The sequence below is a fragment of the Shewanella psychropiezotolerans genome (genome assembly GCF_007197555.1).
Classification (GTDB): Bacteria; Pseudomonadota; Gammaproteobacteria; order Enterobacterales; family Shewanellaceae; genus Shewanella; species Shewanella psychropiezotolerans.
In genome coordinates this window covers 3,740,301-3,760,456 of sequence record NZ_CP041614.1, presented here as the reverse complement: position 1 = coordinate 3,760,456, position 20,156 = coordinate 3,740,301, and the positions used below count along the sequence as shown (strand labels likewise).

22 protein-coding genes are annotated in these 20,156 nt (G+C 40.6%); 16 read left to right on the top strand and 6 right to left on the bottom strand.

The annotated features are described in order from the left end of the window. Positions 1 to 5: 5 nt before the first annotated feature. The 5 genes from fabG (at position 6) to FM037_RS16710 (ending at position 3,851) form a co-directional block, all read left to right on the top strand. Complete coding sequence (fabG, locus tag FM037_RS16730; RefSeq protein ID WP_144046902.1) at positions 6 to 752, top strand: 3-oxoacyl-ACP reductase FabG; 747 nt, start codon at positions 6 to 8, stop codon at positions 750 to 752. Between the two features lie 270 nt (positions 753 to 1,022). Continuing rightward, positions 1,023 to 1,256, top strand: coding sequence for an acyl carrier protein (acpP, locus tag FM037_RS16725; protein ID WP_112353023.1), 234 nt, complete (start codon positions 1,023 to 1,025; stop codon positions 1,254 to 1,256). Between the two features lie 175 nt (positions 1,257 to 1,431). Next, positions 1,432 to 2,670, top strand: coding sequence for a beta-ketoacyl-ACP synthase II (gene fabF / locus FM037_RS16720; RefSeq protein ID WP_144046901.1), 1,239 nt, complete (start codon positions 1,432 to 1,434; stop codon positions 2,668 to 2,670). 228 nt (positions 2,671 to 2,898) lie between these two features. After that, positions 2,899 to 3,267: a hypothetical protein gene (locus FM037_RS16715; protein ID WP_144046900.1), complete on the top strand. Its 369-nt coding sequence runs from the start codon at positions 2,899 to 2,901 to the stop codon at positions 3,265 to 3,267. Positions 3,268 to 3,371: 104 nt separating this feature from the next. Beyond that, a complete protein-coding gene (locus FM037_RS16710) occupies positions 3,372 to 3,851 on the top strand; it encodes an acyl-CoA thioesterase (protein WP_144046899.1) in 480 nt (159 codons plus the stop codon). 849 nt (positions 3,852 to 4,700) lie between these two features. Here FM037_RS16710 and FM037_RS16705 read toward each other — a convergent pair. After that, on the bottom strand, positions 4,701 to 5,492 hold the full coding sequence (locus FM037_RS16705; protein ID WP_324617071.1) for a diguanylate cyclase: 792 nt from the start codon (positions 5,490 to 5,492) through the stop codon (positions 4,701 to 4,703). A 1,267-nt stretch (positions 5,493 to 6,759) separates the two neighbouring features. Here FM037_RS16705 and FM037_RS16700 point away from each other — a divergent pair. Both FM037_RS16700 and FM037_RS30460 read left to right on the top strand, forming a co-directional pair. Further along, positions 6,760 to 7,290 (top strand): PAS domain S-box protein, encoded by a 531-nt coding sequence (locus tag FM037_RS16700; protein WP_144046898.1) that lies wholly within the window; start codon positions 6,760 to 6,762, stop codon positions 7,288 to 7,290. Next, entirely contained in the window at positions 7,287 to 7,661 is a 375-nt protein-coding gene (locus FM037_RS30460) for a GGDEF domain-containing protein (RefSeq protein ID WP_144049005.1), read from the top strand. The genes FM037_RS16700 and FM037_RS30460 overlap by 4 nt, the downstream gene beginning before the upstream one ends. 385 nt (positions 7,662 to 8,046) lie before the next feature. Here the strand turns inward: FM037_RS30460 and FM037_RS16690 are convergent, their stop codons facing one another. Beyond that, positions 8,047 to 8,406, bottom strand: coding sequence for a hypothetical protein (locus FM037_RS16690; RefSeq protein ID WP_144046897.1), 360 nt, complete (start codon positions 8,404 to 8,406; stop codon positions 8,047 to 8,049). Positions 8,407 to 8,522: 116 nt separating this feature from the next. Then, on the bottom strand, positions 8,523 to 9,002 hold the full coding sequence (locus FM037_RS16685; protein ID WP_144046896.1) for a hypothetical protein: 480 nt from the start codon (positions 9,000 to 9,002) through the stop codon (positions 8,523 to 8,525). A gap of 741 nt (positions 9,003 to 9,743) precedes the next feature. Here FM037_RS16685 and FM037_RS28840 point away from each other — a divergent pair. Continuing rightward, positions 9,744 to 11,393, top strand: a complete 1,650-nt coding sequence (locus tag FM037_RS28840) for a methyl-accepting chemotaxis protein (protein WP_221937421.1) — start codon at positions 9,744 to 9,746, stop codon at positions 11,391 to 11,393. A 148-nt stretch (positions 11,394 to 11,541) separates the two neighbouring features. Here FM037_RS28840 and FM037_RS16675 read toward each other — a convergent pair whose 3' ends face one another. Next, positions 11,542 to 11,697: an ATP-binding protein gene (locus tag FM037_RS16675; RefSeq protein WP_144046895.1), complete on the bottom strand. Its 156-nt coding sequence runs from the start codon at positions 11,695 to 11,697 to the stop codon at positions 11,542 to 11,544. Between the two features lie 123 nt (positions 11,698 to 11,820). Here FM037_RS16675 and FM037_RS16670 point away from each other — a divergent pair, with 123 nt between their 5' ends. Then, a complete protein-coding gene (locus tag FM037_RS16670) occupies positions 11,821 to 12,696 on the top strand; it encodes an NAD(P)-dependent oxidoreductase (protein ID WP_144046894.1) in 876 nt (291 codons plus the stop codon). A 70-nt stretch (positions 12,697 to 12,766) separates the two neighbouring features. On the opposite strand, the gene cdd is transcribed toward FM037_RS16670, so the two are convergent. Together cdd and sbcB are read right to left on the bottom strand one after the other, a co-directional pair. After that, complete coding sequence (gene cdd, locus FM037_RS16665) at positions 12,767 to 13,657, bottom strand: cytidine deaminase (RefSeq protein ID WP_144046893.1); 891 nt, start codon at positions 13,655 to 13,657, stop codon at positions 12,767 to 12,769. 95 nt (positions 13,658 to 13,752) lie between these two features. Beyond that, positions 13,753 to 15,168, bottom strand: coding sequence for an exodeoxyribonuclease I (gene sbcB, locus FM037_RS16660; protein ID WP_144046892.1), 1,416 nt, complete (start codon positions 15,166 to 15,168; stop codon positions 13,753 to 13,755). 166 nt (positions 15,169 to 15,334) lie between these two features. On the opposite strand from sbcB, the gene FM037_RS16655 reads away from it, so the two are divergent. From FM037_RS16655 to FM037_RS16630, 7 genes are all read left to right on the top strand, one after another. Further along, positions 15,335 to 16,513 (top strand): tyrosine-type recombinase/integrase, encoded by a 1,179-nt coding sequence (locus FM037_RS16655; RefSeq protein WP_144046891.1) that lies wholly within the window; start codon positions 15,335 to 15,337, stop codon positions 16,511 to 16,513. Between the two features lie 372 nt (positions 16,514 to 16,885). Beyond that, positions 16,886 to 17,488: a hypothetical protein gene (locus tag FM037_RS16650; protein WP_144046890.1), complete on the top strand. Its 603-nt coding sequence runs from the start codon at positions 16,886 to 16,888 to the stop codon at positions 17,486 to 17,488. A gap of 109 nt (positions 17,489 to 17,597) precedes the next feature. Then, positions 17,598 to 17,900 carry a hypothetical protein gene (locus FM037_RS29590; protein ID WP_229380926.1) on the top strand — a complete coding sequence of 101 codons (303 nt, stop codon included), beginning with the start codon at positions 17,598 to 17,600 and terminating at the stop codon, positions 17,898 to 17,900. Then, complete coding sequence (locus tag FM037_RS29585) at positions 17,897 to 18,187, top strand: hypothetical protein (RefSeq protein WP_229380925.1); 291 nt, start codon at positions 17,897 to 17,899, stop codon at positions 18,185 to 18,187. The genes FM037_RS29590 and FM037_RS29585 overlap by 4 nt, the downstream gene beginning before the upstream one ends. 2 nt (positions 18,188 to 18,189) lie before the next feature. After that, complete coding sequence (locus FM037_RS16640; protein WP_144046889.1) at positions 18,190 to 18,531, top strand: hypothetical protein; 342 nt, start codon at positions 18,190 to 18,192, stop codon at positions 18,529 to 18,531. Positions 18,532 to 18,642: 111 nt separating this feature from the next. After that, positions 18,643 to 19,575 (top strand): hypothetical protein, encoded by a 933-nt coding sequence (locus tag FM037_RS16635; protein ID WP_144046888.1) that lies wholly within the window; start codon positions 18,643 to 18,645, stop codon positions 19,573 to 19,575. A 94-nt stretch (positions 19,576 to 19,669) separates the two neighbouring features. Continuing rightward, positions 19,670 to 20,119 (top strand): GNAT family N-acetyltransferase, encoded by a 450-nt coding sequence (locus FM037_RS16630; protein WP_229380924.1) that lies wholly within the window; start codon positions 19,670 to 19,672, stop codon positions 20,117 to 20,119. Positions 20,120 to 20,156: the final 37 nt, after the last annotated feature.

Here is a 20,156-nt window from a genome sequence, read left to right as displayed (position 1 = left end):
TTGTAATGAGTGTAACAATAGATTTATCTGGAAAAGTTGCCTTGGTTACTGGCGCGAGTCGTGGTATTGGCCGCGCCGTTGCTGAAACGTTGATATCTGCTGGTGCAACCGTTATCGGTACCGCGACCAGCGAGCGTGGTGCTGCGGCAATTCAAGAGTATCTGGGTGACAATGGTTTTGGTTTGGTACTTAATGTCACGGACAAAGATTCTGTCGCTGAATTATTCTCTACCATTAAAGAGAAAGTTGGTGATGTCAATATTCTGGTCAATAACGCCGGTATCACCCGTGACAACCTGCTGATGCGTATGAAGGAAGATGAGTGGGGAGATATCATAGATACTAACCTGACTTCGATATTCAGAACGTCTAAAGCAGTGATGCGATCCATGATGAAAAAGCGTAATGGGCGTATCATCAATATCGGCTCTGTCGTAGGCTCCATGGGCAACCCCGGTCAAACAAACTATTGCGCTGCGAAAGCGGGTTTACTTGGATTTACAAAATCTCTTGCAAAGGAGGTTGCATCTCGTCAAATAACAGTGAATGCTATTGCTCCTGGATTTATCCAGACTGATATGACCGATGAGCTGACTGAAGAGCAGCAACAAGGTATTATGTCGCAGGTGCCTATGGCGCGACTCGGACAAGCACAAGAGATAGCGAATGCCGTGCTTTTCCTAGCATCTGACTCTGCTGCTTATATCACAGGTGAGACTCTCCATGTGAATGGTGGCATGTACATGGCCTAAGGCTGTTGAGACACATTAAAATGTGCAGTATCTTGTGCGTTTTAATGAGTCTCAAATAAGATCACAGAGTTTCAGTCGTTAATTGTTACTGTGTGATGATGTATAAATTTTAGGGTATTGGCAGTTTTTTCAGCCAACTATTGATGATCGGCATCAAGATATGCATACTTTCGTGGTTAGACCACAGAAGTTAAGCTTGCATTGTTAGCCAAATTGAATAAACTACTCGCAATCTTGCGCAAGTGCGTAATTTAATAGGAAAGAAAACTAATGAGCAACATCGAAGAACGTGTAAAGAAAATCATTATTGAGCAACTAGGTGTTAAAGAAGAAGACGTTAAGTCTGCAGCATCTTTCGTTGACGACCTGGGTGCAGATTCTCTGGACACGGTTGAGTTGGTTATGGCTCTGGAAGAAGAGTTTGACACCGAGATCCCTGATGAAGAAGCTGAAAAAATCACTACTGTTCAATCAGCAATTGATTACGTTTCAAAGAATCAGTAATCCTGAATTCTAGAAAACAGGCAGCATTTATGCTGCCTGTTTTTGTTTCTGGCTATTGGAAATCGCGTGTTCCCATCACTACTACTACTACTTTTAATTTCTAACAGTTCAGAACTAAAATAAGATGCATGTATCCATGCTTCATTTCTATTTAACTCAGTAAAAAGGTGACAACGTGTCTAAACGTCGTGTAGTCGTAACCGGTCTAGGTTTAGTCAGTCCTGTAGGCAATACCGTAGATTCATCCTGGAAGGCATTAGTTTCAGGCCAAAGCGGAATAGCCCCAATCACTAAATTTGATGCGAGTGAATTTACCACTCGTTTCAGTGGCTCAGTCAAAGATTTCGATGTTGAGCAATATTTGACAAAGAAAGACGCTCGAAAGATGGATCTGTTTATCCAGTACGGTATGGCCGCGGGTATTCAAGCCGTTGAAGATGCAGGATTAGATATGGATAAACTCGATCCTGCTCGCGTCGGTACTGCTATCGGCGCCGGCATGGGCGGACTGAGACTCATAGAGCAAGGCCACGCAGCCTTAACTAAAGGTGGACCGCGTAAGATCTCACCTTTTTTCGTACCCAGCACCATCATCAACATGATTGCGGGTCACCTATCAATCAAGTATGGCTTGAAAGGGCCTAACTTTGCTGTGACCACAGCCTGTACGACCGGTGTACATAACATAGGTTTCGCGGCTCGTACTATTGCCTATGGTGATGCCGATATAATGGTTGCCGGTGGCGCCGAAGATGTCACTTGTCCGTTAGGAGTTGGCGGCTTCGCTTCAGCCAAGGCATTGTCGACACGCAACGATGACCCCCAAGCAGCGAGCCGCCCTTGGGATAAAGACAGAGATGGCTTCGTCATAGGTGACGGTGCCGGCATCATGGTCATGGAAGAGTATGAGCACGCTAAGGCTCGCGGTGCGACCATCTATGGCGAGCTGGTCGGTTTTGGCATGAGTGGAGATGCTTTTCATATGACATCACCGCCAGCAGATGGTTCTGGCGCAGCAGCTGCCATGGTTAACGCCATGAATGATGCCAAAATAGCCAAAGAGTTGGTTGGTTATATCAATGCTCACGGCACATCGACACCCGCAGGGGATAAAGCAGAGGCGGCAGCGGTTAAGGCTGCATTTGGTGCCCATGCTTACGATCTCACCGTCAGCTCGACTAAGTCGATGACCGGGCACCTGCTTGGTGCCGCGGGTTCAGTTGAAGCCATCATCACCTTGTTGGCGCTGAGAGATCAAGTAGTGCCACCGACATTGAACTTAGACAATCCTGATGAAGGTTGCGATCTCGATTTCGTGCCGCACACCGCGAGGGATCAGAAGTTTGAGTATGCATTATGTAATTCATTTGGCTTTGGCGGTACCAACGGCTCTTTGCTATTCAAGAGAAGCTAATTCAGTCACATGAATTGATCCTTTATAGGATTGATAACACTATTTAAAAGCGCCTGATGGCGCTTTTTTATTTTGTGCTTTCAATCGGGATTAGTATGAAAGATGTTGACAGAGGTTAAGCTTAAATTTCCGCAGGATTAAGCTTAGTTAATCATGGTAAACATCACTTGGAAGCTAAGGTGAATGGGCAGATACTTGGTTTCTGTAAACTAGTTTGTAGGACATACCATGTTAAATCTTGTCGTCGTACCCCTGATGCCACTCGTTGGCGCATTAACCGCTAACCTCAGCGAACTTATTCGTGGTGAGAATAAGTCATTCTTACCAAATCTGGATGTTGGCATTAAGACCTTTTCTTTAGCCGCCGCTGGCTTCACCGTCGTCTGGTTTGCCTTATTAGTGACGGCTATTTTTACCGGTGGAGATACCGATACTATTGCGGGTGTCGAAGTGCTGATGCTATTCCTGGCAGGTTTTGGTTTACACTCATGGCTCAAGGGTTCGCGGGTGTTCAGTTCTGGGGTTCAGCTTTGGACCTATCGTCTGGCTATTCCTTTGATTCTCGCGGCTTGTGTATTAGTGACTAAACTTGGATAATTTCCTTATCTGTTTGATTTAAGCTCAAATCATAGACTTTACTAGTACTCTAAGCAGACTTTTTGACGTACACTTATTTTAAAGAAAATTGATTCGAGAAAGCTATGGCTGGTAAAGAGAGAGAGATAACCTTAAGGTTTCTTGCAGAGCCTGCAGATGTAAACTTTGGTGGTAAAGTCCATGGTGGGGCCGTAATGAAATGGATCGATCTGGCCGCTTACGCTTGTGCTGCCGGTTGGAGTGGTAAATATTGCATCACGGCTTACGCTGGCGGGATCCGCTTCGTGAAACCTATCCAGGTTGGTAATATTGTAGAAACCAGCGCTAAAGTGATCTACACCGGACGCTCATCCATGCATTTAGGCATAGACGTCAGAGCGGGCGATCCTAAGAACCCTGAGCGGCACTTGACCACACATTGTATCGTGATCATGGTGGCAGTGGATGATTCAGGCAATCCGACAGAAGTCCCTGAATGGGTGCCAGAGAGCGAGCAGGACATCAAGTTACGTGACTCTGCCATTCGTTTGATGGAGATGCGCAAGAAAATTGGCGCCGAGATGGAAGCGCACGTGACGACATAGAATATTTGATTAAAACAGGCACCTTGGGGTGCATTGAATGTGATTGTAACCATTTGATATTTAGTTGATTTTTAAATTTGTTGATCACGAAAAGATCACACCTAACCGTTAGAAAATTAAAAAGCCGCATTGAATGCGGCTTTTTAATTGTTTCAGGTCAACCATTAGAACATGCGTAAACGGATGATCTCATTTGTCTCCATCACTTTCTGGGTTCACTCTTAAGCTTGGTTAAATTGCGGCTAAGGTCTTACAGCCTTGCGCTGGCTCTGTTGCAAAGGTTGGTCCTAACCCGAAAGTGCTCCGGTGACCTGGCTAGTTATTAATAAGTTACCAGTGAGCGAGTCACTAGGCGGCTCTTCCTCCTATTCTTTGAGCATAAACAGGCTTTGAAGTGTAAAAACATGTGCATAATATTTTTAATATTGGCATTAAGTTGTCTCTATCTCTTTGAATACTCGTACTGGAGTTGATGAGCCTTTTCAATATTGATGGCGGAGGAGCAGCAGAGAGTTTGTAATTAAGAGCTTACGAAAAAAACACTAAGCTGGGTGAGCAACTTAGCGGAATAGAGATAGCAATGATTGTAGTTTTTAAACTAAAAAAGCACGGTCAATGCCGACCCTGTAGCATATGGGTACAGGGATTCAGTCATATCAGGAAAGGGATTACTATTGATCACATTTGTCAATATCTATATATCGTGAACCTATTGTCATTACGCAAGTGTCATTCAATGCAGCGATTGGGCAATAATATTTATTCTTAGCTGTTACAATACAATTCCTTCCCTCTTCTTTAGCAAAGTATAAAGCCTCATCAGCACGAGCAAGGAGTTGTTCGAAACTTTCATATCATTTGATATTCTGCAATACCAAAACTGGCTGTAATAAAGATACCTTCAGGAACTGATGCTTCAATCTGCTGCCTAACTTGTTCTGCTTTATCTTCAGCATCTATGATGGCGCAGTTATCGAGTAATACCACAAACTCTTCTCCACCATAGCGGGCCACAATATCTTCTTTTCGATTGATAGCAGACAAAACTTTGGCAACACTCTTAAGTACCGCGTCTCCAGATTGATGCCCAAACCGGTCATTCACTTTTTTAAAGTGATCAATATCTATCATCATCAACGACAAGATGCCATTATGGCGAGAAACTTGTGCTATCTTCTTATTGGCTACTTCAATAAGAAAATGTCGATTAAATAATCCAGTAAGTTGATCATGTAAAGCCATGCACCTTAGCTTATCACGTTGCCGTTTCAAGATTATTTGTGTCCTGACTCTAGCAAGCACTATCCCGGGGCGTATAGGTTTAGTGATATAATCAACGGCACCGAGTTGTAGACCCAATTCCTCCTCCTGCTCACTACTTTTTCCCGTCACGAAGATAATTGGAATATTCTGGGTAACTGGATTTTCTTTTAAGTGTCGACAAACATCATAACCATCCATATCTGGCATAACGATATCCAGCAGGATCAAATCGGGTATCGGCTTTGTTTCGGCTAATTCTAAACAACGCTGGCCGTTCATGGCGAATTTCAAGTGATAATGGTGTTGTAAACACGCAGCCAACACGGCAATATTAGTACTGGTATCATCAACTATAAGAATCGTTCCTTGATTATCCATAAAGATAAATTGTCCCTATTTTACAAATCAGCGGTTTATTCCCAAACATCCAGCTTAATGAAGAGATATGCCTACATAAAAACAGTCTGTAAATTCAGCAGTCATACGATCAAATTTAAAGTATAGTGTTTTTTAACTCAATACTTTTTAATTTATGCTTAAGATGAACAATGTATCTGTTTAATTCTATCCAGATGTAAAGTAATGGTCATTACCTGAACAGTCATCATCTAAGTATGCTGTTTTCTTACTCTAACCTTGTAATAAACCTCAGTAGCTTTATTGTCTTTTTAACTCCATGAAATCAGTTTCACTTAGAAAAACAAACAGCAGAACTAGTTGGTCAAGAACAAATTGTACAGGTACAGTGTGATATTTAGCTTGTTTTATTTGGCCATGGCTATCAGTTTTTGTGATGTTTAAGATGGTCTAATCGCGATTGCGGAACTCATATTTACAATATCAACATACAGTAAGAAATACGTCGAGACTTAAAGAGTGTTAGAAGTGGTTTTTTATAAAATTATAACTTAGCTGATTCGACGAACTTTGCAAGAGAACCTGAAAGATACCTGTCCGGTTGAGTAGGTTGAATTATTATAATTTGACTTTAAAATCGAACCATTGATGATGTAATGAAAAATTCATACATGAAGAAACCTACCTACTTACGGGCTGGCTCTAAGATGTTCTCCATCTTAGAGCACTTAGTGACGATGAATGAACGGATTCGTGCTAATAGACTCTATTCTGTTTCCTTAACGTTCCTGTTTGGGTTGTTGATTGTTTAGTCAGATCATAGCCTTCCTCTAGTCCTAACCGCGAGATGATCCTGTGCGGCCGTTTTAATTTAAGACAGTAAATCGCCGTATGGATCTGAAAAGATTGTAATAGATAAGAATAACAGTAATGTCGCGACATACGTTCGCTACATAGGTAGTACTGGTTTACTTTGTTGTTGAACTATTAAAATTACAAAGCTTAATCATATCGTAGAGCCGCCTTTATCGATAAAGTAGCGCACTAAATAACAGATTAACAATGATGTTGGCACAGTTGCATCCTTAACTATTCAATAGTGTGTAGAGCAACTGTTTTAGAATGTGCAATAGAACCGCAGTTCACGGTAAGTGTATAGGTAGTATCAATACACTCGAATGGCGGTAAATGAATAGACAATTTGATCATAGGCACAGATTTTAGTATTCGAAACGTTTACACAAAAATTGAGTGGTTATGTCGTTAAACGTAATAAATGAGGTACTAAATGAGAGAATTAAGTGATATTAAGACTTTTCTTGAATTTCTAGGCGACGCTATACTGGTCACTGATAAGAATACTAATATTATATTTGCTAATACCCCCTGTTTAGCGTTGTTTGGGTACACTCAATCTCAATTTTCAACCATGCGCGTTAACGATTTAGTCAGCTCTAATGTAAAAGAATCGCATTATGAGAAGATGAAATCTTACATCAGTAATAAATCACCCGCTAAAGTCATGATGTCACGGGGAGTGATGCCTTGCCTTAATTCAAATGGTGAGGCGTTTCACGCAAGAATATCCATCGCTACCATGGAAGTTAATAATGACACATATGGTTTAGCCATTATCCAAGATTATTCATTTGTGCACAATACGATTGAAGAGTTAAAGAACGCTGCTAACACTGACAACCTAACTGGCACATACAACCAAAGGTATTTACATGAGGTCGTCAATGGACTTTATCGATCTATATCGTTATCTAAATCAGTTGGTATGATATTTTTTGACCTAAATAAATTTAAGCCATAAATGACACTTATGGTCATGAAACAGGTAATTATATCTTACAAAAAATAACTGAACGGCTGAATTCTGAATTGAGATCGGATGATTTATTATTTCGAACGGGTGGGGATGAATTTGTTATTTTGTTCAACATCTTTAATCATGATAAATATCAAAGTGAGCTGAAGTCTTTTGCCATAAAAATTAGTGAAATCATCTCAACAACAATATCTCTACCTGAGCATAATTTATTTTTAAACGTCAGTGCCAGTATAGGCATCGGAATATACCCAAATGACACTGATAAGCTAGCAGATTTGGTTGCACTCACAGATAAAGCAATGTATGAATCAAAATCCCGAGGCTCCACATTCTATCTTGTCAGTGACTTGTAGTGGTCCTGTTGCATCTTGACGGTAAGGAATTTGAAAGTTTTCTCAGCACAACAGCTCCTTGCCGTAACCAAGCTCAAATGAGCGTTCATCACAAACTATAATCATGACCAGGTTGTTTTTTATCCGGTTCGATTTTAGCATAGCGCTTGAGTGATATAGCAATCTCAAGGTTGATTTCAACAGATATATATATCATTCATCCCATAAAAAACCACCGGTTAAGGTGGTCTTGTTGGATGGGTGTTAATAAGCTAATCTAACCATCACTTAGCGACGCAAGTCATCAATAGAGCTGAGCAAGAAAAAGTAAGGCCTTAAAAGGCTTGAGTAACTGAAGCGACGACTTTGCGGATCTTTCACATCAGAAAGATCACAGCAAATTTTCTTATTCGCTTTCCCAAGCCAAGCTTGTTAAACCTACGCTGGTATCAGTAAATGCGACTTCTCCAGGTGCAGGACTGTAGATGATGTTTGCAGTCATTGAAGATAGGGTCACTTTAGAATTTAGTAGCCTGAGTGTTTCACCATTCCCCACAGTAAAGTCAGAGCATATTGTTTGGATCCTGGTTAATTGTTCATCAGTAGGTAGGATTGATACGTCTAGAACATTCAACTTAGCTTTTGTCACCACAGCTAAACGCCAAATTTGATTTAACATTGAAAGATCGTGTAATTCTGTCGCCTTCTCTTGTTTCAACGATGCGCTAATTGGGTAAACGGCATCACTGCTCTGACTAACAGCCACTAGGCAGATATCGGAATCAGTAGAGCCTAAAGTCGGATCTGAAAACCGATTGATAATGCTAAAATAATCGCCTATTTCTGCATTACTATCTAGTTCCTCTATAAACGCAACTGGATCTACACCTTCAATATCTGCTTCTTGGGAGTCACAATCAAATAGCCAGCGTCCTTGGCGACATTAATATCTCTTTCTAACTTCCACGGTTTATTACCATCACTGTTATTCACTTTCAGCTTTAATTTTTTATTCACTTGACTCATGTGAATTTGAACACTTTGGTCATTACCACTACGCCACACTTGTTGAGTCATATTAGAATGAGTTTTATTTAGATTTGAAAAAACCAAACCTGAATATCCATTACCTTTAGGTAATCCAATCGAAAAATTAATGGCCTCACTTCTCATACTGATAATATTTAGATGTAAAGGTAAGTAATCTTTTTTCAAATTTTGAATACCGTTTTCAAAGTAAGCTGGGGTTACTTTTGATTCAGAGGGGACGGTTTTATCCCCCTCATCAGAACTTGAACCACCACATGCGCTAAGTAAAGATAAGCCAATAGCTATTACTGTGGTTTTTATGACAATGTGCACTTTGTGTTCCTTTTATCTTCTTTATTAATCACGGCTCATAGAGAGTCGCATTGAATACTGTAGAAGGTGAGTTAACTTTTGTAGTTTAAAGTTTTGAAGTAGCATGATAAGCATTGGTTCAACAATAACATGATGAACAAACATAACTTAATATTTAAAAGGTCGTTCATAAAATAGCCGTTCCAAAACCAAATTCGCTTTAATTACACTATCTGTTTAGGGATAAGTATTATTAGTATGAAACTAAAACTAACATCGATTATAACTGAGTTAAAAGTTAATATTAGCTGTCTGACAAGGCAGCTAATAAGACACTTTAACTTATGATTTAATTTGCGTGTGTTTATATTATCGGACTAGAGCGTAATCGGTATTTGTTATACTTAACCTTAAGTATTTATGGTGTGTGCAACAGGCTGATATTTTAATAGTGAATCAGATTAAATAATTAGGGGACTCTGGGTTAAACACCCTAAGGGATTCTACGCACATATTGTAAATGGTAAAAAATTCCCGACGAAGTATTATCGAGGGTTACTCAAATATCTGACTAAGTACTTAGCTTCTCCATGAATAGTAGTATCTAGGATAACCCGTGTTACTGATGGATATGTTAGCTATTATTGTTAACCACATAAAAGTAAGCAGTGTGAATATGAATGTGTTGAAGCCGAGGTGTTTATTGGCTGGCGGAGAGACATAGAATAACGTCTTACTACAAAAAGAGGAGAGATTTGAATTATGTTAAAGCGTCATTTATATTGTTTCGGTAGTTTTATTATTATATCGATCTCATTTTTTCTGTTTATTTTTTATTTATATTCATTATCTAGTGCAAGGTCAGAAAAATTTACAGAGGCATCATTAAGTAGCGTGATGATGCTCACAGAGTTTCTTCAAACAAGCGCGGATTTAACTAGCAATATTAGAATGTATGCATCATCAAAAGATGAACTGTTTTTAAAGCGTTATGAAAATATCGTTAAATGGAGAGGAGGTGAGATCCCACGACCTAATTTATCAATTAAAGGAGGCGAAATAGTGTCACAAAGGGATATACTCATAGGTTTAGGGTTTATTGGAGAAGAAATGAAGTATTATGATAAGAGTTTTTCTTTATCTAATCAATTAGTCGTTCTCGAAACTAAAAGTGCAAATATGATGAAGTCTGGAAATGTAAGTGGCGCTCTAGATTTATTATACTCTAAACAATATAAAGATGAGCTGTATAAAATACACCACCCTGTTCAGCAACTGTTAAAATTAGTTGATGCTAGGCTTAAGAGTTCCAAGAATTACGTTAAGGAAGATTTATCCAACTATACCAAAATAATAATTACTTCTTCCTCAGTCTTAATAATCGTTACTTTATTTTATTTTGTATTTATTTATAAGTATTTGCTTAACTCTGTTGGTGGAGAGCCTGTAAATATTGAGGGGATGGTTTCCGAACTTGCTAACGGTAACTTATCTCAAATATTTACAGTGACAGGTAAAGAAACTGGTATTTATGCTTCGGTTATTAAATTAAATGAAAAACTGTTAGGTGTGATTAACACTTCACTTTTTATATCTGATAATGTCATGTCCTCTTCTGAAGAACTTACAACTGTAATGACAAATACAGCTAAAAATACACAAAGTGAATTATCACAGATAGAAGAGATATCAACCGCTATCAGTGAGTTATCCAGTACTTCAAAAGAGGTATCGTGGAATGCGGTTCAGGCCGAAGATGAAACAAGAGAAGCCATTGATAATGTTCAGAAAGGGAATAAAGTCTTAATGCAGTTGATTGTATTGACACAAAGTATCAATACTTCGGTGCAAGAAACAGCTAATATGATTGAAGAGCTAAAAAATAGCACTAATATAATTAGTGACGTCACCAATATAATTAGTGCTATTTCTGAGCAAACCAATTTATTAGCCTTAAACGCAACGATTGAAGCGGCTCGTGCTGGTGAGCAAGGACGGGGGTTTGCTGTAGTTGCGGATGAAGTGCGTGATTTAGCAGGGAAAACACAGAAATCAACAGAAAACATTCAAGGGATTATTTCAAAGCTTCAAGCTCAATCGGAAAAATCGAATGACAATATGATTGCGAATGTGATTTCTATTCGAGAGTCGGTTAAATTATCTGAAAATGTAAAAGCATCCTTTGACGACATTTCTCATTCCGTTCAAGCCATATCAGACATTAACGCTTTAGTTGCTGCTGCTTCACAAGAGCAATACAGCGTGACAGAAGACATAGCGAAAAACACAACAAGAACGTTTGATTTGGTGAATGAAAATGTTGCAGCTGTAGATCAGACACTGCAAGCTTCACAAGAACTTGCTACACTGGCTGAAAGACAGAATCAAGTATTGTCTTTCTTTAAGGTGTAGTGGCTCAGACTTGATCTGACAGTTACCAATTTTTTGGAAGGGTGTAGTTGTAACGTCTCGCTTTGGCTTTGTTGAATCGCTCAAACTTTAATAGATGAACAAGCCTGTTTATGGCTACGGTCATCGCCGTATCATTAAACCGTTTATGCTACTCTTCAAATGATTGATTTGAGGTGATTATCAGGCTGTGTCGTTCATTTCGGTGAGCTATTAACTCGAACAACACGCTCGTATCCTGAGTATTTTTTTGTACATACCTGATATCATCGACGATAGCACACTGTATTTGGGGTATATGGTGCAACGGAACAGTAAACTATTCAGTCTAGAATAAAAAAGGAGCTTAGCTGATTCGACGATCTTTGTAACAGAGCACCTTGGGGTGCCTTTTTTATACCTGTCTTTAAAATAATAATTAGGAAGTGAGATGGCGAAACTAGCATTTATCGGATTAGGCGTGATGGGTTATCCCATGGCGGGTCACTTGGTTAAGTCGGGGCATGAGGTTAGCGTCTACAACCGCACAGAATCAAAAGCCCAAGATTGGGTCGCTGAATTTGGCGGTAAGTGTCATCTAACACCTAAACTCGCCGCCCAGGGACAAGATATGGTGTTTATCTGTGTCGGCAATGATGACGACCTAAGGCAGGTTACATTAGGCGACGACGGGGTGCTTGCAGGCATGAACTCAGGCACAATTTTGGTTGATCATACAACAGCATCCGCCGATATTGCCAGAGAAATTGGCGCCATTGCGGCCAAAGCTGGCATAGGTTTCCTCGATGCTCCCGTGTCAGGCGGACAGGCGGGTGCCGAAAATGGCGTGCTGACTGTGATGGTCGGTGGTGATGAAACGGTTTTTGGCGAGGCTGTGTCGGTTATCAAGGCATATTCTCGTTGTGTAGAACGTTTAGGTGAAGTGGGTGCGGGTCAGTTGACTAAAATGGTCAATCAAATATGTATCGCGGGTGTGGTACAAGGCTTGGCGGAAGGTTTGCACTTTGCTCGCAGCGCCGGACTCGATGGTGAGAAAGTCATCGAGGTGATCAGCAAGGGGGCGGCACAATCCTGGCAAATGGAAAATCGTTATCAAACCATGTGGCAAGGCGAGTATAACCTGGGGTTTGCCGTCGACTGGATGAGAAAAGATCTCAATATTGCCCTGAATGAAGCGAGAACAAATGGCTCTCACTTACCCTTGACGGCCTTGGTGGATCAATTTTACTCAGAGGTTCAGGCAATCGGTGGCAACAGATGGGATACCTCGAGTCTGTTGGCTAAGTTGGAAAGGAATCGTAAATAGCTCACGAGCTGATCTGTGTATAACAAAAAGGACTGAAATATCAGTCCTTTTTAATGGGATAAAGAAAGGTTTATTCCGGGTCTAGCACGATATGCTCGAGCTCTACTGCGGCGACGGCATGTAGCGCATCCATAGTTGCACCGACTAGGGATATCTTGCCTTGGGCGGATTCGATCAGCACAGCCCGGGCTATCTCGCTAAAGAGTCTGTTGTGGCGAGCCATGGTCGATAGCGCCATCTGCATAGGTAACATAGAGGGATTAAATGCCGCATTCTCGGCATAGCGTCCACAATAGGTGGCACCGTCTTTCGTTTCTAATACCACTGCGGCAAAACTACTGGTATAGGGAGCGTAACTCAGGCTTGCATGGTCTAAGGCTTCGATGATCATGGGATCTGAACTGTCTAAACTTAGCTCATGGACTTGCTTGGATAGCAGTGGTGCTGTGACATTGAGATCCGACGGGCCAAACGCATAAGGCAAGTAGTGTGTGAGTGGTTGCGCTTTTTGCTCAGGTAGGTGGATTCTAACCTGAGCGCCTTCGACTAATTCATTCATAAATTGACGGCAATGGCCGCAGGGAGAAAAATTCACCACGATATCGACTATCTGAGTCTCTCCGCTGAGCCAAGCGTGACTTATCGCACTCTGCTCCGCATGGACCGAGTGAAACAGGGCTTCACCGGGCAACTCCATATTTCCACCCATGTAGATATCGCCGCTTTTCCCTTTAGCAATGGCGCCGACATGGAAATCACTGATAGGGGGTCTGGCAAGCGCCGCCGCTACGGGTAACAGGGCCAGTAGTAATTTTTCTTCGGTTAAGCCACTGGCTTTAACTAATTCAGCTAATTGCTGGGCATCGATATGGCCGGCAAAATCCTCGTGTAATAAAGGAATGAGTGCATCTGAGAGTGGTTTCGGTAACTGAGAAATACAGTTTATAAATCTATCTTGCATCTGCCATGTCCTACTTTTGTTAAATTCATGAAGATCATATTAGTAAGTGCATTTCAAAGATAATGAGATCTAAGTCGCACTTACCCGACTCAAGCCTATAAATTGCTAAGATAATGACATAAAGCTGTTAGTAACTTCTGTTTCTCTTCATCGTTTGCAGTGTCATTGACCAGGTTTTCTAAACGCATCATATATTCTGGATCGTTCAGCCTGGATTGACAGAAGTCTCTCCACTTCATCGACTCAGACTCATCTAACGTTGCCGGGTAGTTTCTGGCCCGGTATCTAAACAACATCTCCTTGAGCCTCTGATCATCGAAATTGAGCTCAAGGGCCGCCAGGTTTTGTGGCAAGGTATGACGGATAATCTCCATTTTCTCTTTATCTGCCGAGCTGAAGAAGCCACCGCTATAGAGTTGAAGATCGGGATCTTGGCTGCCATTGTCATGTTCTACGTCGAAGACGGCGACCAACTTCTCTCTTAACTCCGGATGCTGTTTCAATAACTTGTATTGCTCTCTGGCGAAGGCTTTATCAATATTGAGTCGCTGAGCAAGCTCATCCGTGAGTATCTTAGGTGATGTCACAAAGGGACATTTATTGATATGTATCTGTTTCACGCTGATAGGCAGTTCATCGGCGGCGAGATCGTCCCTGCGGGTATACATGCGCTCCCTGATCTGCTCCGCATCCAATTCGATAAGAGGCGAGATGTCCATGGCCAGATTGACACAGATAATGGCATTCTTATTGCTGGAGTGATGCGCCACAGGTGCGATAAGCGTGGTGCAGCCATGTTCGGCACTGATTTTAGAACTCACATGGACCAAGGGCTGCATGTTGAGGACATCAAGCTGTTTGCTGACTTCCTGCTTGCGTCTCAGCTGAAAATAATAGTCAAACAGCTTAGGTTGCTTCTGCTTAATGAGTTTTGCCATATCTATGGTGGCATACACATCTGACATGGCATCGTGGGCTTTCTCATGGCTCAGGCCATTCGCTTTGGTGAGGTGCTCTAACTTAAAACTTGGCGTACCATCTTCTTTTAGTGGCCATTCAATGCCTTCGGGTCTGAAAGCGTAGCAGGCTCTGACCAGATCGATAATATCCCAGCGCGAATTTCCTTTTTGCCACTCACGTGCATAGGGATCGATGAAGTTACGATAGAAACCATAGCGGGTGACTTCATCATCGAAGCGGATGGAGTTATATCCAGCCACACAGGTATTTGGCTGACTGAACTGCTCATTAACCTTAGCCATAAATTCCGTTTCTGGCATGCCCTTAAGGTTGGCAAGTTGTGGGGTGATACCCGTGATTAGTATGGCCTCTGGTGAGGGCAGGTAATCGTTTGCCACCTTGCAGTAAAAGGTCACAGGTTCAGAGACGATATTGAGATCCATATCTGTTCTGATCCCGGCAAACTGTGATGGTCTGTCTTTTGACGGGTTTGCACCGAAAGTCTCGTAATCGTGCCAGAAAATTGTATCTTGTTTCTTAGTGTTATTCATAGTTCGCTTATGTATCGAAAATACGAATATTTCATTTGAATATCAGTACTTAAGGGTAAGTTAGGTTCGTTTCTGTTCAACTTTGAATTACAGTGTTAAAATAAAATTGTGCATCATAATGTGCATCACAATTGTTAACAATGTGCATCACGCGAAGGTTGAGCAAATGGCATTATCTGATAGTAAATTAAGGAATATAAAAGCACCTTACCACGGCCCCATTGAGATTGCTGATCGTGATGGTTTAAGTGTACGAATTACAAAGAATGCTGTCATTGCCTTTTATTATCGCTTTCGTTGGCAAGCTAAGCAACAGCGAATCAAAATTGGTCGGTACCCGGATATCAAACTTTCCGAGGCTCGTGTAACTGGGCTGGAGTATAGGCAGCTGTTAGTTGACAACTTGGACCCTCGTTGCCATGGCGTTAATAGAGGTGCTGCCCGGCTGCTTGGTGATATCTGCAATGACTTTATGAAAGCATACGCTCACCCTCAGCTATCGCCAACGACTGTTGTTCTGTATGAAAGCTTTATCTCCAAGTACATAATGCCAAATTTCAATATCGATGTTGAGCGGTACCGATACACAGAATGGATTAAATTACTCGATGGCGTAAGAGATGATACGACAGCCGCAAACGCCGGCAGTATTCTTAAGCGTTTAAAAACGGTGATACGCTGGTCAAAAGTCCGTGGCGAAATTAAATCATCAGCATGCTTAGATATACCCATTAAGGCAATAGGTGCTCACCAGTCGCGCAGAGAGCGCGTATTAGAGTGGAGTGAGATGGCAGGGTTATGGCGTCAAGTTGAGGCGAGTAGAGCCACACCGAAAACCAAAGCTTGTGTAAAGCTACTTATTCTAACAGGTGCTCGTAATGCTGAGATAAGAGGCGCTGAACGCTGCGAGTTCAATCTTGATAAAGCGATATGGATATTGCCTAAAGAACGCTCTAAAACGGGCAAAATGATTCGGCGGCCATTAAGCAACCAAAGCATCAGTATCATTGAGTCGTTAGATTTTATTTATGGGCAAGACCGGCATTTCTTGATCGAGGGCTTAAGCCAGGATAAAGCGCTTTCTACGCATGCGCTAAATCGTTATGTGCAACGTCTTAATGAGCAACTCGATTATCCTCACTTTGTACCGCATGATTTCAGGCGAACAATATCAACTCGATTAAGTGAGCAAAAAATAATGCCGCATGTAACCGAAAAAATGTTGGGCCACGAGTTGGGTGGGATCATGGCTATTTACAATAAGCATGATTGGTATGACGAGCAGATCATTGCCTATCAGTTATATTGGGATTTGCTAAAGAATCATATTCTGCAGGGATCTTGAGTAAAACATTTATGCTCCAAAATCAGTTTCACTGATAGAAGAGTTAAGTAGCACAAGTAAAGCTTTGGCAATAGAAAAGCTAATGTGAGACGCAACATATAAGACCAGCACCAGAATTATCGTGTGAGCCGGAGCCTAGTGACTTTTCTTCCTGCTTGAACATTGCACTTTATGCAATGATAGAGGTTCTTTGTTTCACTCGGGCAGAGAAACTGGGATAGAGTTCTTCCTATGTTATAAGTCATTGTTGGGACATTGATTTACTGTTAGTCTTGAGTGATTAAAGTTCTGGCGACCTGTTCTTATTAAGACCGTTCTTATTCGGAATTCAGCCTAATATACTGTTATGTACTTCGAGAGTTTTGGCTAACTATGGATGATTTAGAAAATACAATTGCTTTGATTTTTGCCTTCATTTCATCAGTAGTTATTCTTATTTACTATTTAAACCCTAAGCAATCTAATTGTTTAGATTGTAATAGCGTAATAAGCCACCAAAAAGAAAATCGATATAGTATTACGGTCAATGGTGAAGAAAATTCTCTATGTCAAAAGTGTTTCAATAAACGTCAAAAACAAGACGATTTAGTTGCTCAAAACTGTTCTTGTTGCTCGAAAAAATTTACAACAAGAATGAAAATCCATGAGTGGGATATTGGTAGTAAATTATGTTTTTTGTGCTCAAAATGTAATAGAAAAGGTGAATATCAATTAAAGAGTAACTTTCAACTTATTGAAGTTTTAACAGATAACTTTATCCAAAATAATACCGGTGTAAACTCCTTGCGAGAGTATGTTGATAGCTCGAATATTGAAATTGATCACCAGAATGATCTTAATTCTCAAGAATGGAATAACTTCATAGTCAAAACAACTAAGTTTCCGTCATGGAAAGCTATGGAAGCTAAAGCCATATCAGAGTTGTATTCTAAACATAAAAGTAGCATTATCGAAGAGTTGTGTAAAAGTACATAACAAGCTGTTAAACAAGGACAAAAAACAGTTGGTTTTGCTCCTTCGTCGCATATTTGAACCAACTATTTTATTGCCTGTTAACAGGGTGTTAAATTGCAAGGAGGCCGATGTGCCATTTTCAAGTTTGATGAAAGATAAAGTATCAGTGTTAAAAGCAAATGGTGAAGTTTTCGAAGACATTCAAGCGAGTGTTCAAACAAAGAAGACATTTATTCAGCGTTCCGACATTTTGATAGAAACTGGTGACTTAATTCAAAGAGCCATGTCTAATGGAGCAATGCAAACATATGAAGTTATAGATCCTGGCTTCCATGAGGGTTTAGGTGGTATCCCGCTGGTTATCAAATTGTTCACAAAAATCTTGGATTACCTGAAGCTGATAAAGCTATTCAATCAATTACATATAATTTGAATGGTGCAAACAATAGAGTAAACAATAACTCTGTCGATAACTCGACAAATATTGTAAATAATAATGGTGAGCTACTTGAGAGTGTATTCGCGCTACGCGAAGAAATTAAGCGCCTGAAACTAACTGAGCAAGAGACTCAAGATGCCCTAGAAGTTGTTGATGCAATAGATTCTCAGTGCCAATCTGAAAAACCAAGTAAAGTTGTTGTGGGCGCGCTGGTAAACTCTTTGCCAACATTTGCAAGTATTGCATCTATTGGTTCTTTAATCGTTTCATTATTGGGGTAGTCATGCAACTCGAAAACTTTGTATCACAAACTTTAAAACAGATCATAGACGGTGTTTCTTCAGCACAAAAGTACAGTGAAACTAAAAATGCAAAAATAAATCCAAGTACCGCTCGAATGGATGGTAAAGCTACTGATTATAGCTTTTGCGTGGAAACATATGTCCCTCTGCAAGGTGTGGAGTTTGATGTAGCTGTAACAGTTAAAGAAGCAAGTAGTACTTCTGAGGGTGGAGGAGATATGGGCGAAATTTCTGTAACTTCGGCATCTCAGGCTTCTAATCAAAACAGTTCAGTCAGCCGAATCAAATTTAAAGTACCTATTTTGCTACCTCTATCAAAGTAGATTGCAATTTAACAAGTTGCTTAAACGGACAAAAAACAGTTGGCTTTTGCTCGTTCCTCGCTAATTTTAGCCAACAATTTTATTGTCGCTTAGCAAAGCGTTAACACTATTATGGATATTACCGAGCTAGAAAGGAAAATTAGGGATTTTATAAATAGCCCTAGACGTCAATCTACGTTGCTCAATAAGCGCGCAGGCTGGAACAAGCTATGCAGCTCCCTCGATTTAATCGGAGATACTGAGCTTGCCATAGCAGCATACCCTTCACTTTGTAAAACTGAAGGAGATGGCGCTGCCTACTTGATCGTCTATGGGATACTGCAAACCTTGCTGCTTCAGCAGGATGCAGCAAAACACATTGCTGATGTTTTGGGTATTAAGATCAAGCTCCCGAAAGAGTTGCAACAAATCAGAATGATAAGAAATAGCGCAGCAGGCCACCCAGGAATGCAAAAAGAAAATGGGCTTGTGAAGTCCTGCTTTATTTCAAGGTTTTCTTTGTCACCGCTGAGCTTTGAACTTATGACAGCATACTCAGATGATAAAGACTATGAAATGTCGCATGTTGTAATTCCTAAACTTCTTGAAACCCAGAATACTTATTTAGGTGAGCTTTTAGAAAAAGTTATCAAAGAGCTGGAGGCTCAAGAAATGGAACATCGAGAAAAGCATAAAGATGTCAAATTGGCCGAGTGTTTTCCACACACAATAAGCTATTTCTTTAGCAAAATATTTGAAGCCTCATTTAATAGCTCTGCATTTTCACTAGGCGCAATACATGTGAAGTGTATCCAAGATTGCTTGGATGACTTTCAGGCTAAATTGGAAGAGCGAGGCGAGTGGAATGTTTATGACTCTGTAAATTATCATTATGAGTTAATAGCTTATCCAATGTCTGAAATCAAAGCATATTTTGACAGTTATCCTGAAGCAAAGCTCAATGATAAAGATGTATACATATTTGCATCTTTTGTTTCTGAGCAAATAAAAACCCTTGAAGTTATTGCTAAAGAAATAGATGAAGAATATGAGTCAAAGTCGTAATGTTAACAAGCGCATGTTGTCGGACTGGCTTTCCGCTGCGCTCCAAGCCAGCCCGAATGCGGGCGTTATACGCTAGTCCATTTTGGAGTGTTAATTGATCCAATATAGAGAAGTACCTTGTGATCTTGTTCCAATGAATTTATTGCTTCTTGCTGATCCTCTAGAATCTAAAGTTCGTGACTATCTAAATGGTGCAACTTGCTTTGGTGCTTTTGTAGAAAACGAGCTTGTAAGTGTCTGCGTTGTAAACTCAAATACTGATGGTGAAATTGAGCTATTTAATATTGCTTCGTTTCAAAATATGCAAGGGCAAGGCATCGGGACAAAGTTGCTTGAGTTTGTTATTAGTGAGCTTAAGAATCGGAATGTAACAAAATTGATACTAGGCACTGGTACATTTGGGCATCAGTTAGCTTTTTACCAAAGGCTTGGCTTTAGAGCCGAAGAGGTTTTTAAAAACTTCTTCGTTGATAATTATGATGAGCCTATTTACGAAAATGGATTACAGCATTACGATATGTTGAGGTTTACTCTTCATATGTAATCAGCGTATAACTAATAAGGATAGGACGCGGCTGCGT

Excerpts from the sequence above, each read along its gene's own strand:
- FM037_RS16655 (WP_144046891.1), top strand. The coding sequence starts at position 15,335 with ATGGCATTATCTGATAGTAAATTAAGGAATATAAAAGCACCTTACCAC.
- cdd (WP_144046893.1), bottom strand. The coding sequence starts at position 13,657 with ATGCAAGATAGATTTATAAACTGTATTTCTCAGTTACCGAAACCACTC.
- FM037_RS28840 (WP_221937421.1), top strand. The coding sequence starts at position 9,744 with ATGTTAAAGCGTCATTTATATTGTTTCGGTAGTTTTATTATTATATCG.
- sbcB (WP_144046892.1), bottom strand. The coding sequence starts at position 15,168 with ATGAATAACACTAAGAAACAAGATACAATTTTCTGGCACGATTACGAG.
- FM037_RS16715 (WP_144046900.1), top strand. The coding sequence starts at position 2,899 with ATGTTAAATCTTGTCGTCGTACCCCTGATGCCACTCGTTGGCGCATTA.
- FM037_RS16640 (WP_144046889.1), top strand. The coding sequence starts at position 18,190 with ATGCAACTCGAAAACTTTGTATCACAAACTTTAAAACAGATCATAGAC.
- fabG (WP_144046902.1), top strand. The coding sequence starts at position 6 with ATGAGTGTAACAATAGATTTATCTGGAAAAGTTGCCTTGGTTACTGGC.
- acpP (WP_112353023.1), top strand. The coding sequence starts at position 1,023 with ATGAGCAACATCGAAGAACGTGTAAAGAAAATCATTATTGAGCAACTA.
- FM037_RS16650 (WP_144046890.1), top strand. The coding sequence starts at position 16,886 with ATGGATGATTTAGAAAATACAATTGCTTTGATTTTTGCCTTCATTTCA.
- FM037_RS16635 (WP_144046888.1), top strand. The coding sequence starts at position 18,643 with ATGGATATTACCGAGCTAGAAAGGAAAATTAGGGATTTTATAAATAGC.
- FM037_RS16710 (WP_144046899.1), top strand. The coding sequence starts at position 3,372 with ATGGCTGGTAAAGAGAGAGAGATAACCTTAAGGTTTCTTGCAGAGCCT.
- FM037_RS16700 (WP_144046898.1), top strand. The coding sequence starts at position 6,760 with ATGAGAGAATTAAGTGATATTAAGACTTTTCTTGAATTTCTAGGCGAC.
- FM037_RS16705 (WP_324617071.1), bottom strand. The coding sequence starts at position 5,492 with ATGGATAATCAAGGAACGATTCTTATAGTTGATGATACCAGTACTAAT.
- FM037_RS16670 (WP_144046894.1), top strand. The coding sequence starts at position 11,821 with ATGGCGAAACTAGCATTTATCGGATTAGGCGTGATGGGTTATCCCATG.